Annotated in this window: 12 protein-coding genes and 3 tRNA genes; 14 read left to right on the top strand and 1 reads right to left on the bottom strand. The window is 40.3% G+C overall.

Annotated elements, in window-relative coordinates; genetic code table 11:
* Nucleotides 1-95: 95 nt before the first annotated feature.
* The 13 genes from parE (at nt 96) to EL087_RS04610 (ending at nt 11,746) form a co-directional block, all read left to right on the top strand.
* Nucleotides 96-2,039 carry a DNA topoisomerase IV subunit B gene (parE, locus tag EL087_RS04670; RefSeq protein WP_126407134.1) on the top strand — a complete coding sequence of 648 codons (1,944 nt, stop codon included), beginning with the start codon at nt 96-98 and terminating at the stop codon, nt 2,037-2,039.
* The gene (locus EL087_RS04665) at nt 2,039-3,130 is read left to right on the top strand and encodes a beta-carotene 15,15'-monooxygenase (RefSeq protein ID WP_126407132.1); all 1,092 of its coding nucleotides are present in this window, start codon (nt 2,039-2,041) and stop codon (nt 3,128-3,130) included. Before parE ends, EL087_RS04665 begins: the two co-directional genes overlap by 1 nt.
* Before the next feature lie 222 nt (nt 3,131-3,352).
* Nucleotides 3,353-4,096 (top strand): DUF6261 family protein, encoded by a 744-nt coding sequence (locus EL087_RS04660; protein WP_126407130.1) that lies wholly within the window; start codon nt 3,353-3,355, stop codon nt 4,094-4,096.
* A gap of 39 nt (nt 4,097-4,135) precedes the next feature.
* Nucleotides 4,136-4,735 carry a GTP pyrophosphokinase gene (locus tag EL087_RS04655; protein WP_126407128.1) on the top strand — a complete coding sequence of 200 codons (600 nt, stop codon included), beginning with the start codon at nt 4,136-4,138 and terminating at the stop codon, nt 4,733-4,735.
* Entirely contained in the window at nt 4,716-5,387 is a 672-nt protein-coding gene (locus EL087_RS04650; protein ID WP_126407126.1) for a hypothetical protein, read from the top strand. The genes EL087_RS04655 and EL087_RS04650 overlap by 20 nt, the downstream gene beginning before the upstream one ends.
* A gap of 176 nt (nt 5,388-5,563) precedes the next feature.
* The gene (gene parC, locus EL087_RS04645) at nt 5,564-8,020 is read left to right on the top strand and encodes a DNA topoisomerase IV subunit A (protein ID WP_126407124.1); all 2,457 of its coding nucleotides are present in this window, start codon (nt 5,564-5,566) and stop codon (nt 8,018-8,020) included.
* A 121-nt stretch (nt 8,021-8,141) separates the two neighbouring features.
* Nucleotides 8,142-9,179, top strand: coding sequence for a branched-chain amino acid aminotransferase (locus tag EL087_RS04640; protein WP_260664237.1), 1,038 nt, complete (start codon nt 8,142-8,144; stop codon nt 9,177-9,179).
* Nucleotides 9,180-9,283: 104 nt separating this feature from the next.
* The gene (locus EL087_RS04635; RefSeq protein WP_022525132.1) at nt 9,284-9,514 is read left to right on the top strand and encodes a DUF2969 domain-containing protein; all 231 of its coding nucleotides are present in this window, start codon (nt 9,284-9,286) and stop codon (nt 9,512-9,514) included.
* Between the two features lie 52 nt (nt 9,515-9,566).
* Nucleotides 9,567-9,647, top strand: a tRNA-Tyr gene (locus EL087_RS04630).
* Between the two features lie 42 nt (nt 9,648-9,689).
* Nucleotides 9,690-9,761: transfer RNA gene (locus tag EL087_RS04625), tRNA-Gln, on the top strand.
* A 161-nt stretch (nt 9,762-9,922) separates the two neighbouring features.
* Complete coding sequence (gene rpsA, locus EL087_RS04620; protein ID WP_049517398.1) at nt 9,923-11,122, top strand: 30S ribosomal protein S1; 1,200 nt, start codon at nt 9,923-9,925, stop codon at nt 11,120-11,122.
* An 82-nt stretch (nt 11,123-11,204) separates the two neighbouring features.
* Nucleotides 11,205-11,276: transfer RNA gene (locus tag EL087_RS04615), tRNA-Arg, on the top strand.
* Nucleotides 11,277-11,341: 65 nt separating this feature from the next.
* On the top strand, nt 11,342-11,746 hold the full coding sequence (locus EL087_RS04610) for an NUDIX hydrolase (RefSeq protein WP_126407119.1): 405 nt from the start codon (nt 11,342-11,344) through the stop codon (nt 11,744-11,746).
* Between the two features lie 131 nt (nt 11,747-11,877).
* On the opposite strand, the gene EL087_RS04605 is transcribed toward EL087_RS04610, so the two are convergent.
* Complete coding sequence (locus EL087_RS04605) at nt 11,878-12,861, bottom strand: L-lactate dehydrogenase (protein WP_003024429.1); 984 nt, start codon at nt 12,859-12,861, stop codon at nt 11,878-11,880.
* Between the two features lie 198 nt (nt 12,862-13,059).
* Here EL087_RS04605 and gyrA point away from each other — a divergent pair, with 198 nt between their 5' ends.
* Nucleotides 13,060-15,507, top strand: coding sequence for a DNA gyrase subunit A (gyrA, locus tag EL087_RS04600; protein ID WP_126407117.1), 2,448 nt, complete (start codon nt 13,060-13,062; stop codon nt 15,505-15,507).
* Nucleotides 15,508-15,515 lie beyond the last annotated feature (8 nt).

The raw sequence follows: 15,515 nt of genomic DNA, 5'->3' as shown, positions 1-15,515 counted from the left end.
AAGAAGCAGAAAGAATACACTATTTTCTAAAAATCTTTGCAAAATTTGCTAAAAACTTGTAAGATAGAAAGGATGAATGATTCAGGAGGCTCCTTGTGGCAAAAAAGGAAATCAATATTAATAATTACAATGATGATGCCATTCAAGTATTAGAAGGATTGGACGCGGTTCGTAAACGTCCTGGTATGTATATTGGATCAACAGATGCAACTGGGCTTCACCATTTGGTCTGGGAAATTGTGGACAATGCAGTTGACGAGGCTCTGTCTGGCTTTGGTGATAAGATTGACGTGACCATTCATAAAGACGGGAGTTTGACTGTAGCAGACCACGGTCGGGGAATGCCTGTCGGTATGCACGCTATGGGAATCCCGACAGTGGAAGTCATCTTTACGGTGCTTCACGCTGGAGGTAAGTTCGGTCAGGGCGGTTACAAGACCTCTGGGGGTCTCCACGGTGTTGGTTCTTCTGTGGTCAATGCGCTGTCTAGTTGGCTGGAAGTTGAAATCACACGTGACGGAACGGTTTATCGGCAACGATTTGAGCAGGGTGGGAAACCTGTTACCAGTCTGGAAAAGATTGGCAAAGCTCCCAAATCAAAAACGGGCACAAAAGTGACCTTTATACCTGACGACACGATTTTCTCAACGACAGATTTCAAATATAATACTATTTCGGAGCGGCTCAATGAATCAGCCTTTCTCTTGAAAAATGTTCACCTTTCTCTGACAGATGAGCGAACGGGCGAGTCTGTTGATTTTCACTATGAAAATGGGGTGCAGGACTTTGTCAGCTACTTGAACGAAGACAAGGAAACTTTGACACCGGTCCTTTATTTTGAAGGAGAAGAGGGCGGTTTTCAAGTGGAAGTGGCTCTCCAGTACAACGATGGTTATTCAGACAATATCCTTTCTTTTGTCAATAACGTCCGCACCAAGGATGGCGGAACGCACGAAACAGGGCTTAAATCAGCCATTACCAAGGTCATGAATGATTATGCGAGAAAGACTGGTTTGCTGAAAGAAAAGGATAAAAATCTGGAAGGTTCTGACTACCGTGAGGGCTTAGCGGCTGTGTTGTCTATCTTAGTGCCAGAAGAGCATTTGCAATTTGAAGGGCAGACCAAGGACAAGCTGGGCAGCCCGCTTGCTCGTCCTGCGGTGGATTCGATTGTGTCAGACAAGTTGACTTTCTTCCTCTTGGAAAATGGGGAATTGGCGTCTAATCTCATCCGCAAGGCGATTAAGGCGAGAGATGCGCGCGAGGCAGCCCGCAAGGCGAGAGATGAAAGCCGAAGTGGAAAGAAGAACAAGAAAGACAAGGGGTTGTTATCTGGAAAACTAACGCCAGCCCAATCCAAAAACCCAGCTAAAAATGAACTCTATCTGGTCGAAGGAGATTCAGCGGGTGGCTCTGCCAAGCAAGGACGCGACCGGAAGTTTCAAGCAATTCTGCCCCTGCGCGGTAAGGTCATCAATACCGCTAAAGCTAAAATGGCAGACATTCTCAAAAATGAAGAAATCAACACCATGATTTACACCATTGGTGCAGGTGTCGGATCGGACTTCTCCCTCGAAGACGCCAACTACGACAAGATTATCATCATGACCGATGCCGATACGGACGGCGCCCATATCCAGACGCTCTTGCTGACCTTCTTTTACCGCTACATGCGCCCACTCGTAGAAGCGGGGCATGTCTATATCGCCCTGCCTCCTCTTTATAAAATGTCCAAAGGCAAAGGCAAGAACGAGGTTGTCGAGTATGCTTGGACGGACGGCGAGCTAGAAGACCTGCGCAAGAAATTTGGCAAAGGTGCTATGCTACAGCGCTACAAAGGGCTTGGGGAAATGAATGCCGACCAGCTCTGGGAAACCACCATGAATCCTGAAAACCGCACCCTCATTCGCGTCACCATTGACGATTTGGCTCGTGCCGAGCGCCGCGTCAATGTCCTCATGGGCGACAAAGTCCCACCCCGCCGTAAATGGATTGAAGATAATGTCAAGTTTACGCTGGAGGAGAGTGGAGTGTTTTGATGAGGATTATAAGTTTTTTTAGAAAAATAATAAGTACATTATCTAGTTGGAGAGATAATGCTATTGAATGGCTGGTCAAAACATCATTTCCTAACTTTAGCTACAAAGAAGCAAAGAGAAAGATAGATAGTTTAGAGAATTTGAAGGTACTGGATAATAAAGATTATCTTACTAAAATACTTAGAATTAAGTGGATTGAGTATTTGTTTTATGTATTTATTGTAGGGATATTAATAATTATTTTTCCTAATATTGATAAATATATTTCATCTAAGTTTAGAGATATCTCTATGTTCGTACTTTTACTTTTTGTAATAACAGTTTTAGTATTGCTTGCTTACAATTTTTTGATATTATTTATTTCCTATCTGTTCAAAGATTTGTATCATAATTTGTTTAAGAAAAGATTGAAGATGCGACGATTGGTTAAATTCCTATCATTTGTTAAAAAATGTCGGATAAAACTTTTAGTATTAATGAATGTGACTGCATTTATTATAGGATCTGTGAGTATCAATATAATTCAAAATGATAATAGCTTAAAAATGATTGCGAGTTTTATAAAAGATCCATTTATTGAGTATGACTTGAACTGCAAATTGAATGGTGAGGTTTATATATTTTGGTTGATATTTATTGTGGTGTCAGCTGCTTTGTGTCTTTCTCTTTATGTCGTTTTACAATTTCAAAATATTTTTGAATTAGAAAATATGGGTTCTGAAAATCGTTTAATACTTGGAATTCTTTCGATAGTGACATTCATAATTGGCGTTGATATTGATAAAGTTAGACCGATAGGTATCGCTCTTTTAATATTGGTCATTCAAACAGCATTTTTTGAGTTTTGTCATTCACAACTTCTTTCAAAAATGCATGAGAAAGCCCAAGAAATTTTCCAAGAGCAGCTACTTAAAAATGAAGAAGATATTGATTACAATAGACTAGTAGAATGTTATTATTACGGTGGTGAGAAGTATAAAGAGAAGTTATTGAGCATAGAAAAATTTTTACGATTAATTATAAAAAAAGAGTTTTATCAGATAAACTATAAAAGGAAAAGAAGATGGAGAAGGACTTTAAACAGAAGATAGATTTATACAAAAAATCAGTTACTAAACATATCATCCCCCACCAGAAATCACCTTCCCCACCCCTAAAACAAGAAATTTCACATGAAGAATTTCTTGTCTAGCAGTAAAAAACCAAATCACACATGTGTGATTTGAATTTTTAAAGCAAAAGACGAACATTTACATGCGTTCTGAGCGATTTTGAAGTAAAAAACTAAAAAACACACGAAGAAAGAGGAGTTTATGACAAAAGAATACGGAGTCATTAGTTTAACGGTACGCAATTTGGAGAACAACGAATTTTCCCGGCTCATGACCGAGTCGAAAGAGGCGATTGCTGCTTTTAACAAGGCGCACAAGGTTGAAAGTATTTATACGAGCAAGCTGGAAGAGATGAGCCAGCATTTGGCTAAGTTTCAGGAGGGGCTTCATCAGACGAAAGCTAGTCGCTTGGTGACCAGTTTGGACCAAGCCGACCGCGAGCGAGACGATGCTTTGGGGACGCTGACTGCTTTGGTGCGGGCATTTTCACGGGTCAAGGAGACGGCGACCAAAGAAGCCTACGACACCTTGGCAGGCTTGCTGAAAAATTACGCAGGGATTGCGGCTGCCAACTATGAAAAAGAGACAGAGGGCATCAACCACCTGCTCCAAGAGCTGAAGAAATCGACTTATCAAACGGCGCTGGCAAAACTGCACTTGGAAGCTCATGTGGAAAGTTTGATGACTGCGCAAAAGCGGTTTGAAGAAGCCTATAAGGAGCGCTTGACCGAGTTAAAAGGCAAAGTGCCTAGCCAAAGCAAGCAACTCCGCATTCAGCTGCAAGAAATTTACGATTTCCTGCTGGATTTCACTGCTATTATGACCTATGCCTACCCAGAAAGAAGCCACTATGCAAATCTTCGCGACCAACTCAATGCTATTCGTAGCCGTTACAAAAAACGCAAAGCGGTTAAGAAAGTAGCGAAAGCAGAAAGTGCAGGATAAGGTTCAAGCCTTAGCAGATAAATGACAGGAGTGATTCTCATGCTAGAAAAAGTAGAACGCCTCATTACAGAAATCAATCGCATTCACTTAGAATACTCTAAAGATTATTTTGAAACCGGAAAGGTAGAGAAAATCAATCTGAAACATACCTTCGCTAAGGTGCCAACCGAGGCGATTCTTGCCTACCGCCTCAACCTCCATGAGTCCATCAATGACTATCTGATGAAAGCTGACCTTCAGGATATTTCCTATGTCTATCGGGTTAAAACTTCCGAATCTATCCTAGACAAGATTACTCGCTTTTCTGAGCGGCAGGAGGGGTATCCTGTCAATTCAGTTCTCAATGATATTTTCGGCGCCCGCATGATTTTAACATCTGAGGAAATTACTCAAGTCATGGAACGACTTGACGCTTGGCAAGAACAGTACGGTCTGAAAAACTGGTACTTGCGTGACAAAGATGGTTATGTTGGGATTCATGTCTATTTTAAAAACAAAAGCAATTTTTACTACCCTTGGGAACTCCAACTATGGGATAAAAAAGACGTGGACAGTAACATTGCCAATCATATCAAGTATAAACGGGGGTTTGTGGGGGAAATAAACAATAGGAGTAACTATGACACCAGAAATGTTTGAAAGATTGATAAAAATACTGAGTGAGCCAGATATAAAGGGATATATCATTCAGGTTTTTACGGCAGCATTGCCTATTTGTTATGGGATGTGGATTTCTAAAAAAAAGAACGAGGTGTTAGATAATCGACAAATAAAGTTAGAAGACAAGCAAGAGTTAATTGCTGAAAATATTTTAAAACTAACAGAACAACAGGCTAAATTGTCAGAAACTCAAGAAAAAGTTGAAGAAAATCTAAGAGAACTTACAGAGTTAGCTCAGCAATCAAGAAAGTCAAATCAGTTGATGATGCAAGTTCATTATAAAGAATTTTTTGAAGCATATAAAAATTTCAAAAAATCTTTAATTAAAATTGATGAATTTTATAAACTCTATCAACAATTTTCTCCAAATTTTGATGATATGACACATGAAGAGTATGACAGATTTGAGAATCTTAACAAATCAATTGATTTTTTTGATATTAATCAATTTGACTTTTTAAAGGATGAAACAATTCCTCCGAATCTGTTTGAAGATATCTTGAAGTTACAAGATTCCTTACGGAAAATCAATTCTAGAAGATACGATTGTAATTATTATGATGAATATTTTGATTATATTTATCCTCGGTTAAAAAAGATCGATGGAGAACTGAGCAAGTTATTATCTTAGTATTTAAATCATGTCCTTAGAGGATATCAGCAAGTATTAACACAAGAACTGAAAGTGAAATGTTGGATTTGATTTTGCAGACTGCTTTCTGTTTCAGACCTACTCTACAATTTTCGAAAGGAGTTGAACTTGCCCTAAATGCTGTGTGAATTTGCATTTTACGGGCTTAGTATCCTATGAGTAACATTCAAAACATGTCCTTGGAGGACATCATGGGAGAGCGTTTTGGGCGCTACTCCAAATACATCATTCAAGAGCGGGCTTTACCCGATATTCGTGACGGACTGAAGCCCGTGCAGCGTCGGATTCTTTATTCGATGAACAAGGACGGCAATACCTTTGACAAGGGCTACCGCAAGTCGGCAAAGTCTGTCGGAAATATCATGGGGAATTTCCACCCGCATGGTGACAGCTCCATTTACGACGCCATGGTGCGTATGTCTCAGGACTGGAAGAACCGTGAGATTTTAGTGGAAATGCACGGAAATAATGGTTCTATGGACGGCGATCCGCCAGCCGCTATGCGGTATACCGAAGCTCGTTTGTCTGAGATTGCGGGCTACTTGCTCCAAGACATCGAAAAGGACACCGTGCCTTTTGCTTGGAACTTTGATGATACGGAAAAAGAACCGACTGTATTGCCTGCTGCCTTTCCAAATCTTTTGGTGAATGGGGCAACGGGGATTTCTGCTGGGTATGCGACGGACATTCCGCCTCACAATCTGGCGGAAGTCATCGATGCGGTGGTGTATATGATTGACCACCCCAAAGCCAAAGTTGACAAACTCATGGAGTTTCTGCCGGGGCCTGACTTCCCAACGGGGGCCATTGTGCAAGGGCGAGATGAGATTAAGAAAGCCTATGAGACTGGGAAAGGTCGCGTTGTCGTGCGTTCTCGGACGGAGATTGAAAAGCTCAAAGGCGGCAAAGAGCAGATTGTTGTCACTGAAATTCCTTATGAGATTAACAAGGCTGTTTTGGTTAAGAAGATTGATGACGTTCGGGTCAATAATAAGGTAGCTGGTATTGCGGAAGTACGGGATGAGTCTGACCGTGACGGGCTTCGTATTGCTATTGAGCTGAAAAAGGATGCCAATACCGAGCTGATTTTGAATTATCTCTTTAAATATACGGATTTGCAGGTCAATTACAATTTTAACATGGTGGCTATCGACAACTTCACGCCACGTTTAGTAGGGATTGTGCCGATTCTGACTAGTTACATTGCCCACCGAAAAGAGATTATTCTGGCGCGCAGCCGATTTGACAAGGCAAAAGCAGAGAAGCGCCTGCATATCGTAGAAGGCTTGATTCGAGTGATTTCGATTTTGGATGAAGTGATTGCGCTCATTCGTGCGTCGGAAAATAAATCGGATGCTAAGGAAAACCTCAAAGTCAGCTATGATTTCACCGAGGAGCAGGCAGAGGCTATCGTCACTCTCCAACTTTATCGTTTGACCAATACAGACGTGGTAATTCTGGAGGAAGAGCAGGCGGAATTACGCGAAAAAATTGCCATGCTTTCTGCCATTATCGGCGATGAGCGGACCATGTACAATTTGATGAAGCGTGAACTGCGTGAGGTCAAAAAGAAATTTGGCAATCCTCGTCTTAGTGAATTGCAAGATACGGCGAATGCCATTGAGATTGATACGGCTAGTCTGATTGTGGAAGAAGAAACCTTTGTCAGCGTCACTCGTGGCGGCTACCTCAAACGCACCAGTCCACGTTCTTTCAATTCATCAACGGTTGACGAGGTCGGCAAGCGAGATGACGACCGTCTGATTTTTGTCAGCTCGGCGAAAACCACTCAGCACCTTTTGATTTTTACCAATCTTGGCAATGTCATCTACCGACCGGTCCATGAATTGGCAGACATTCGCTGGAAAGAAATCGGGGAACACCTCAGTCAGACTATTACCAATTTTGAGACGAATGAAGAAGTACTTTATACAGAATTAGTTGATAATTTTGACGAAGGAACTTATTTTGCGGTAACAAAACTAGGACAAATCAAGCAAGTAGAGCGAAAAGAATTCAGTCCTTGGCGCACCTATAAGTCCAAGTCTGTTAAATTTGCTAAATTAAAAAATGAAGACGACCAAATTATCACACTTTCTCCAATCAAGCTAGATGATGTTATGCTAGTGACCAAGAACGGCTATGCCTTGCGGTTCAATATCGAAGAAGTACCAGTTGTGGGCGCTAAGGCAGCAGGTGTCAAAGCTATCAATCTCAAAAAAGATGATGTCTTAGCAGCAGCTTTTATTGCCAATACTGATTCATTTTATATCTTGACCCAGCGCGGAGCGCTCAAGCGAATGGCAGTTGCAGATATTCCTGTGACGAGCCGAGCAAATCGTGGTTTGCAAGTGTTGCGCGAGCTGAAGTCCAAGCCACATCGTATTTTCCAAGCAGGTCCTGTCTTTGGAGAGCAACCTGCAGAACTAGACCTCTTTAGTTCAGATCATCCAACAGCAGAAGAAGAGCAGATTCTTTCTATTGTTTCTAACAAAGGAACGACTTACCAAGTGAATCTTGCTGACCTCGGTCTGTCTGAAAGAACCAGCAACGGTAGCTTTATCTCTGATACTATTTCTGATGAAGAAGTGTTCTCTGCGAATATTAAATAATTGAAAATCAGTCCAAGCGGCTGATTTTTTGTTCAGGTATAAACTGAAATTAAAAAATTTTCAGAATTTTGCAAAAAACTATTGAAAATATCTAAAAATAGTGTAAAATAAAAATCATAAAATTAAAAAGGAGAATGTTATGTCAGTAAATCTTGATTGGGAAAATCTTGGTTTTTCCTATATGAAATTGCCTTATCGCTATCTTGCTTATTATAAAAATGGTCAGTGGGAAAAAGGAGGATTGACTGAAGATGCAACTCTGCACATGTCTGAATCTTCTCCTTGTCTTCATTATGGGCAACAAGCTTTTGAGGGAATGAAAGCCTATCGCACGAAAGACGGAAGTGTACAACTATTTCGTCCAGATCAAAACGCGAAACGTCTACAACGTACCTCAGACCGTCTCTTGATGCCACAAATTCCGACTGATATGTTTGTTGATGCTGTAAAGCAAGTGGTTCGTGCAAATGAAGATTACGTTCCACCGTATGGAACAGGAGGTACTCTTTATATTCGTCCGCTGTTGCTAGGTGTTGGTGACATCATCGGTGTTAAACCAGCAGATGAATACATTTTTACCGTGTTTGCTATGCCTGTTGGAAATTACTTTAAAGGGGGCTTGACTCCAACAAACTTTATCGTTTCTGACAAGTATGACCGTGCTGCTCCTTATGGAACAGGTGCTGCTAAAGTCGGCGGTAACTACGCAGCAAGCTTGCTTCCAGGACAAATGGCGCATGAAAAGAAATTCTCTGATGTCATTTATCTAGACCCAGCTACTCACACGAAGATTGAAGAAGTGGGATCTGCAAACTTCTTTGGAATTACCAAAGACAACGAATTTGTAACGCCGTACAGCCCATCTATCCTTCCTTCTATCACAAAATATTCTCTTCTATACCTAGCAGAACATCGTTTGGGCTTGAAAGCTATCGAAGGAGATGTGCCAATTGATGATTTGGATCGTTTTGCTGAAGCAGGGGCTTGCGGTACAGCAGCTGTCATCTCTCCAATCGGTGGTATTCAGCATGGTGAAGATTTCCATGTCTTTTACAGTGAAACAGAAGTTGGACCTGTGACTCGAAAACTCTATAATGAATTAACCGGTATTCAATTTGGTGATGTTGAAGCACCAGAAGGTTGGATTGTCAAAGTTTAGAAATTTTTTAAAGCTATCTCACCGTTGAGGTAGCTTTAAATTTCGCATATTGCTTGCTAGTTTTTCTATTTTTTTGTAAAATAGAGACTTGAAAGAGGTATATGATGAGTAAAAAAGACAAAAAGATTGAAATCCAATTAGCAGATAGCCAAGTAAAGGTAGGGTCTGATCAATACGAAGGTTATGTTTTATCTATTGGTAAAAAAGTCATTGGTCAAATTGCTGAGTTTGATGGACAATTTGCTATCATAAAAAATGAAAATGTTGATAGTTTTTATAAAAAACTTGAAAATGCCGTGGAAAAATTGATTGAAACCTATAATTTGGGTAAATAAATGCTTGTGTTTTCTTTTCATCAATGGTATAATGAATACTGTTGATTATACAGGAGAGGTAGCGAAGAGGCTAAACGCGGCGGACTGTAAATCCGCTCCTTCGGGTTCGGGGGTTCGAATCCCTCCCTCTCCATGAGCGTACTTAGCGTTTAAAGGATTTTGTCCGCGTTCATTTTGGGGTATAGCCAAGCGGTAAGGCAAGGGACTTTGACTCCCTCATGCGTTGGTTCGAATCCAGCTACCCCAGTTCTTAGGTAATATATCAGATAAATGGTAAAATATCTTAGGGTATTTTATTTCTTTATAGGGTGGGAAACGTTAAAGATAGTTCATGTCATTGCGGTGCTTAGGAAAAATATTATAAGTATGTCAAGCAAGAAATGCTTGATTGTTGGAGGATTTTTTTAGATGAATGAATTTGAAGATTTGCTAAATAGTGTTAGCCAAGTTGAGCCAGGCGATGTCGTTACTGCTGAAGTATTGACTGTTGATGCGAACCAAGCTAATGTTGCAATCGCTGGAACTGGTGTAGAAGGTGTGTTGACCCTTCGTGAATTGACAAACGATCGTGAAGCTGACATTAACGACCTTGTAAAACCAGGTGAAACACTTGAATTGCTTGTTCTTCGTCAAGTAGTTGGTAAAGATACTGATACAGTTACTTACCTTGTATCTAAAAAACGTTTAGAAGCTCGCAAGGCATGGGACAAGTTGGTTGGACGTGAAGAAGAAGTTGTTACTGTAAAAGGTACTCGTGCAGTTAAAGGTGGCCTTTCAGTAGAATTTGAAGGACTTCGTGGATTTATTCCTGCTTCAATGCTAGATACTCGTTTCGTTCGTAATACTGAACGTTTTGTAGGTCAAGAATTTGAAGCAAAAATTAAAGAAGTGGATCCAAAAGAAAATCGTTTCATTCTTTCACGCCGTGAAGTAGTAGAAGAAAAAGCTGCAGCAGCACGTGCTGAAGTATTTAGTAAATTAGCTGTTGGTGACATCGTGACTGGTAAAGTTGCACGTATCACAAGCTTTGGTGCCTTTATTGACCTTGGTGGTGTTGACGGACTTGTTCACTTAACTGAATTGTCACACGAACGCAACGTTTCACCAAAATCTGTTGTATCAGTTGGCGATGAAATTGAAGTAAAAGTTCTTGATTTGAACGAAGAAGAAGGACGCGTATCACTTTCTCTTAAAGCTACAACACCTGGACCATGGGACGGTGTTGAACAAAAATTAGCTGCTGGTGATGTGATTGAAGGCACAGTTAAACGTTTGACAGATTTCGGTGCTTTTGTTGAAGTATTGCCAGGTATTGACGGACTTGTCCATATTTCACAAATTTCACACAAGCGTGTTGAAAATCCAAAAGATGTGCTTAAAGTTGGTCAAGAAGTAACTGTGAAAGTTCTTGATGTAAATGCTGATGCAGAACGTGTATCACTTTCTATCAAGGCTCTTGAAGAACGTCCAGCACAAGAAGATGACCAAAAAGAAAAACGTCAATCACGTCCTCGTCGTCAAAAACGTCAAGAAAAACGTGACTTTGAACTTCCAGAAACTCAAACTGGATTTTCAATGGCTGACTTGTTTGGTGATATTGAATTATAATCAAATAAAAGGATTGGAATTTATCATTTCAGTCCTTTTTTACTTGTTATTTTTATAAAATTTTTATATAATAAAATAGTTGCCACCCTTAGTGTAATGGATATCACGTAAGATTCCGGTTCTTGAGATGGGAGTTCGATTCTCTCAGGGTGGATTGTGTTTATTACTTGAAAGTCTTGTTTTATGCAAGATTTTTTATTTTTACAAAGGAGATTGCGAATGCCTGTGAAATTGATTGCTCATGCTTTAATTGAAAAAGATGGAAAATATTTGCTTATTAAACGAAGTAAAATAAAACGTGGTTCTCCAAACATGTATCCCGAATATTGGGATATTCCAGGAGGTAGTGTGGAAGAAGACGAATTGCCGCGAGAAGGTGCTGTACGAGAAGCGATGGAAGAAGTCAACCAAAAAGTACAATTAAGTTCGATTCTTCATGAGGATAGCTGTTATGATGATACAAAGGGCATCGTTTTTACGCGTCTAGTGTATAAGGCAAACTTGCTGGAATATAGAGATATTAAACTTGATCCAGAAGAGCATACAGCATTTCGCTGGATTCGGGTGCTGTCAGATATGAAAGGTGAGAAGACTGTTCCTTATTTAAAAGATATATTGAAATAAATTGATAAGGTGAGATTATATAAAATAAATGGATACGATAAAGTCATGATGCCGTGCAAATCAACTTTATCGTATCCATTTTAGATATGAAAAAACTCCTTGATAAAACAAGGAGTAAGAAAGGAAATTCTTTAGTTTTTAGCTGCTGAAGCAAATTCTTCTTTGGAGAAGGCATCATTGATGATGTCTTTTAATTGTTTAGCAGAAGCTTGCATTTTTTGTTTTTCAGCATCATTCAACGGGATATTTACTGGACGTACGATACCATGTGCGCCGACAATAGCTGGTTGTCCAATGTAGCAGTCTGTAACGCCAGGATATTGGCCTTCTTGGAATACTGAAAGTGGAAGAACTGAATTTTCGTCATCAAGGATAGCTTTTGTGATACGAGCTAAGGCAACTGCGATACCATAGAAAGTCGCACCTTTCTTGTTGATGATTGAGTATGCAGCATCACGAACACCTTCAAACAAGTCAACTAATTCAGCTGCATTAAAGTTTTCTACATCTTGGAGATAATTTTCAAGATTAACACCTGCAACATTCGCATGTGACCAAACAGCGAATTCTGAATCACCATGTTCTCCCATGATGTAAGCATGGACAGAGCGAGCATCTACATCTAATTTTTCAGCAAGTGCTTGACGGAAACGTGCTGAGTCAAGAGAAGTACCTGAACCAATGACACGTTCTTTAGGGAATCCAGAGAATTTCCAAGTTGAGTAAGTCAAAATGTCAACAGGGTTAGCAGCTACGAGGAAGATACCGTTGAATCCTGAAGCAACAATTTTAGTAACAACATCTTTGTTGATACGAAGGTTTTTTTCAACCAATTGAAGACGAGTTTCACCTGGTTTTTGTGGTGCACCAGCAGTCAAAACGACAAGATCTGCATCGTGTGCATCAGCATATTCTGCTGAATAAATTTTCTTAGGTGAAGTGAAAGCCAAGGCATGGCTGAGGTCTTCAGCATCCCCTTCTGTTTTTTCTTTGAAAATATCAACAATACCAAGTTCTTGGGCGATTCCTTGGTTGACAAGAGCAAATGCGTAAGAAGAACCTACAGCACCGTCACCAACAAGGATGACTTTTTTATGTTGTTTAGTAAGAGTCATTTTGCTAAACATCTCCTTTATTTTATTGGGGAACGTTTTCCCTTTACACATCTATTCTATCACTTTTGTAACATTTTGTCACGAATATAATACATATCATCTTATGTAAACGTTTTTATAATAAGGGATGTTTACTGAAAAAAATCCCAATTTATGTTATAATGATATGGTCATATAAATGAAGAGAGGCATTTTTTAATGCAGGATAATAATTTAGTAAATGTGAATTTAACGAGCGAAATGAAGACGAGTTTCATTGATTACGCCATGAGTGTCATTGTTGCTCGAGCGCTTCCTGATGTTCGTGATGGCTTAAAGCCTGTTCACCGAAGAATATTGTATGGAATGAATGAGCTGGGGGTGACTCCTGACAAACCACATAAGAAATCTGCTCGTATCACGGGTGATGTTATGGGTAAATATCACCCGCACGGAGATTCCTCTATCTATGAAGCTATGGTGCGGATGGCGCAATGGTGGTCTTACCGTCACATGTTAGTAGATGGTCACGGAAACTTTGGTTCTATGGACGGAGACGGTCCTGCGGCACAACGGTATACAGAAGCTCGGATGAGCAAAATATCGCTTGAAATGTTACGTGATATTAACAAAAATACAGTTGATTTTGCAGATAACTATGATAGCAGTGAGCGTGAGCCATTAGTTTTACCGTCACGTTTTCCTAATTTGCTGGTCAATGGGGCGACAGGTATTGCTGTGGGAATGGCAACAAACATTCCTCCTCACAATCTTGGTGAGACCATTGATGCTGTAAAATTAGTCATGGATAATCCAGATGTGACCACACGTGACCTTATGGAAGTGTTGCCTGGTCCAGACTTCCCGACAGGCGCTTTGGTTATGGGGAAATCAGGCATTCATCGCGCTTATGAAACTGGGAAGGGTTCCATTGTTTTACGTGCTCGGACAGAAATCGAAGAAACTAAATCTGGTCGTGAACGAATTGTCGTCACTGAATTTCCGTATATGGTCAATAAAACCAAAGTTCATGAGCATATTGTGCGACTAGTTCAAGAAAAACGTATTGACGGAATTACAGCGGTTCGTGACGAATCTAACCGTGAAGGGGTTCGTTTTATCATTGATGTGAAGCGGGATGCAAGTGCGCATGTCATTTTGAACAATTTATTTAAATTAACGCAAATGCAGACGAATTTTAGTTTCAATATGCTGGCGATCCAAAATGGAGTGCCAAAGATTCTGTCTTTACGCGAGATTTTGCTTGCTTATATTGAACACCAAAAAGAAGTGGTGACACGTCGGACGGTTTTTGATAAGGAAAAGGCGGAAGCTCGTGCACATATTTTAGCTGGTTTGCTGATTGCACTTGATCACATTGATGAAGTGATTCGCATCATCCGAAACAGTGAGACAGATGCAGAAGCGCAAGCAGAGTTGATGGCACGCTATGAATTATCCGAACGTCAAAGTCAGGCGATTCTGGATATGCGTCTTCGCCGTTTAACGGGATTGGAACGGGATAAGATTCAATCTGAATATGACGACTTGATGAAATTGATAGCAGATTTAGCAGATATTTTAGCTAAACCAGAACGAGTTGTTGCGATTATCAAGGAAGAATTAGAAGAGATTAAACGTAAGTTTTCTGACGAACGTCGTACAGAACTAATGGTTGGTGAAGTACTGTCTTTGGAAGATGAAGATCTCATCGAAGAAGCAGATGTTTTGATTACACTTTCCAATAAAGGCTATATCAAACGGTTGAACCAAGATGAATTCACTGCGCAAAGACGTGGTGGTCGTGGTATTCAAGGAACAGGTGTAAAGGATGACGATTTTGTCCGTGAATTAGTTTCTACCAGCACACATGATCGCTTACTCTTCTTTACCAATAAAGGTCGCGTTTATCGCTTGAAAGGTTATGAAATTCCTGAATACGGCCGTACAGCGAAAGGTTTGCCGATTGTTAATTTGTTGAAATTAGACGAAGGTGAAACAATTCAGACGATTATCAATGTTCAAGCCGAGCATGATGATCATTCCTACCTTTTCTTCACAACGCGCTATGGTGTTGTGAAGCGGACAAGCGTAACAGAGTTTGCTAATATTCGTCAAAATGGTCTGAAAGCTTTGAATTTAAAAGATGAGGATGAACTCATCAATGTCTTTTTGACAAATGGTCACGCAGATATCATTATCGGAACCAAAATGGGATATGCTGTACGATTTAACGAAAACCAAGTCCGAAACATGGGACGGGCTGCGACCGGTGTGCGCGGAGTGAATTTGCGTACAAATGATTATGTTGTGGGCGCCAGCGTTATTTCGGATAATCAAGAAGTATTAGTCATCACTGAAAAGGGATATGGCAAGCGCACGTTAGCCAGTGAATACGCTACGAAAGGTCGTGGTGGAAAAGGAATGAAAACGGCTAATATTACTGAGAAAAATGGTCCATTAGCGGGGCTTATGGCTGTGAATGGTGATGAAGATTTAATGGTTATCACAAATACGGGGGTTATTATTCGGACAAATGTTGCTAATATTTCTCAAACAGGACGTGCAACTTTGGGTGTTAAAGTAATGCGACTAGATAAGGGAGCGCAGATTGTTACTTTTACAAGCGTTGCAGCAGAGAATGAAAAAGAAGTGGATGAAGAATAAACTAAATA

This window comes from Streptococcus milleri, assembly GCF_900636525.1.
Taxonomy (GTDB): Bacteria; Bacillota; Bacilli; order Lactobacillales; family Streptococcaceae; genus Streptococcus; species Streptococcus hominis.
Note: the sequence above shows the minus strand (reverse complement) of the source record. Positions and strands in the feature narration are given on the sequence as shown.

Bases quoted from the DNA above. Each gene is read 5' to 3' on its own strand.
- EL087_RS04665 (WP_126407132.1), top strand. From the start codon at position 2,039: ATGAGGATTATAAGTTTTTTTAGAAAAATAATAAGTACATTATCTAGT.
- EL087_RS04660 (WP_126407130.1), top strand. From the start codon at position 3,353: ATGACAAAAGAATACGGAGTCATTAGTTTAACGGTACGCAATTTGGAG.
- EL087_RS04655 (WP_126407128.1), top strand. From the start codon at position 4,136: ATGCTAGAAAAAGTAGAACGCCTCATTACAGAAATCAATCGCATTCAC.
- EL087_RS04650 (WP_126407126.1), top strand. From the start codon at position 4,716: ATGACACCAGAAATGTTTGAAAGATTGATAAAAATACTGAGTGAGCCA.
- parC (WP_126407124.1), top strand. From the start codon at position 5,564: ATGAGTAACATTCAAAACATGTCCTTGGAGGACATCATGGGAGAGCGT.
- EL087_RS04635 (WP_022525132.1), top strand. From the start codon at position 9,284: ATGAGTAAAAAAGACAAAAAGATTGAAATCCAATTAGCAGATAGCCAA.
- rpsA (WP_049517398.1), top strand. From the start codon at position 9,923: ATGAATGAATTTGAAGATTTGCTAAATAGTGTTAGCCAAGTTGAGCCA.
- EL087_RS04610 (WP_126407119.1), top strand. From the start codon at position 11,342: ATGCCTGTGAAATTGATTGCTCATGCTTTAATTGAAAAAGATGGAAAA.
- EL087_RS04605 (WP_003024429.1), bottom strand. From the start codon at position 12,861: ATGACTCTTACTAAACAACATAAAAAAGTCATCCTTGTTGGTGACGGT.
- gyrA (WP_126407117.1), top strand. From the start codon at position 13,060: ATGCAGGATAATAATTTAGTAAATGTGAATTTAACGAGCGAAATGAAG.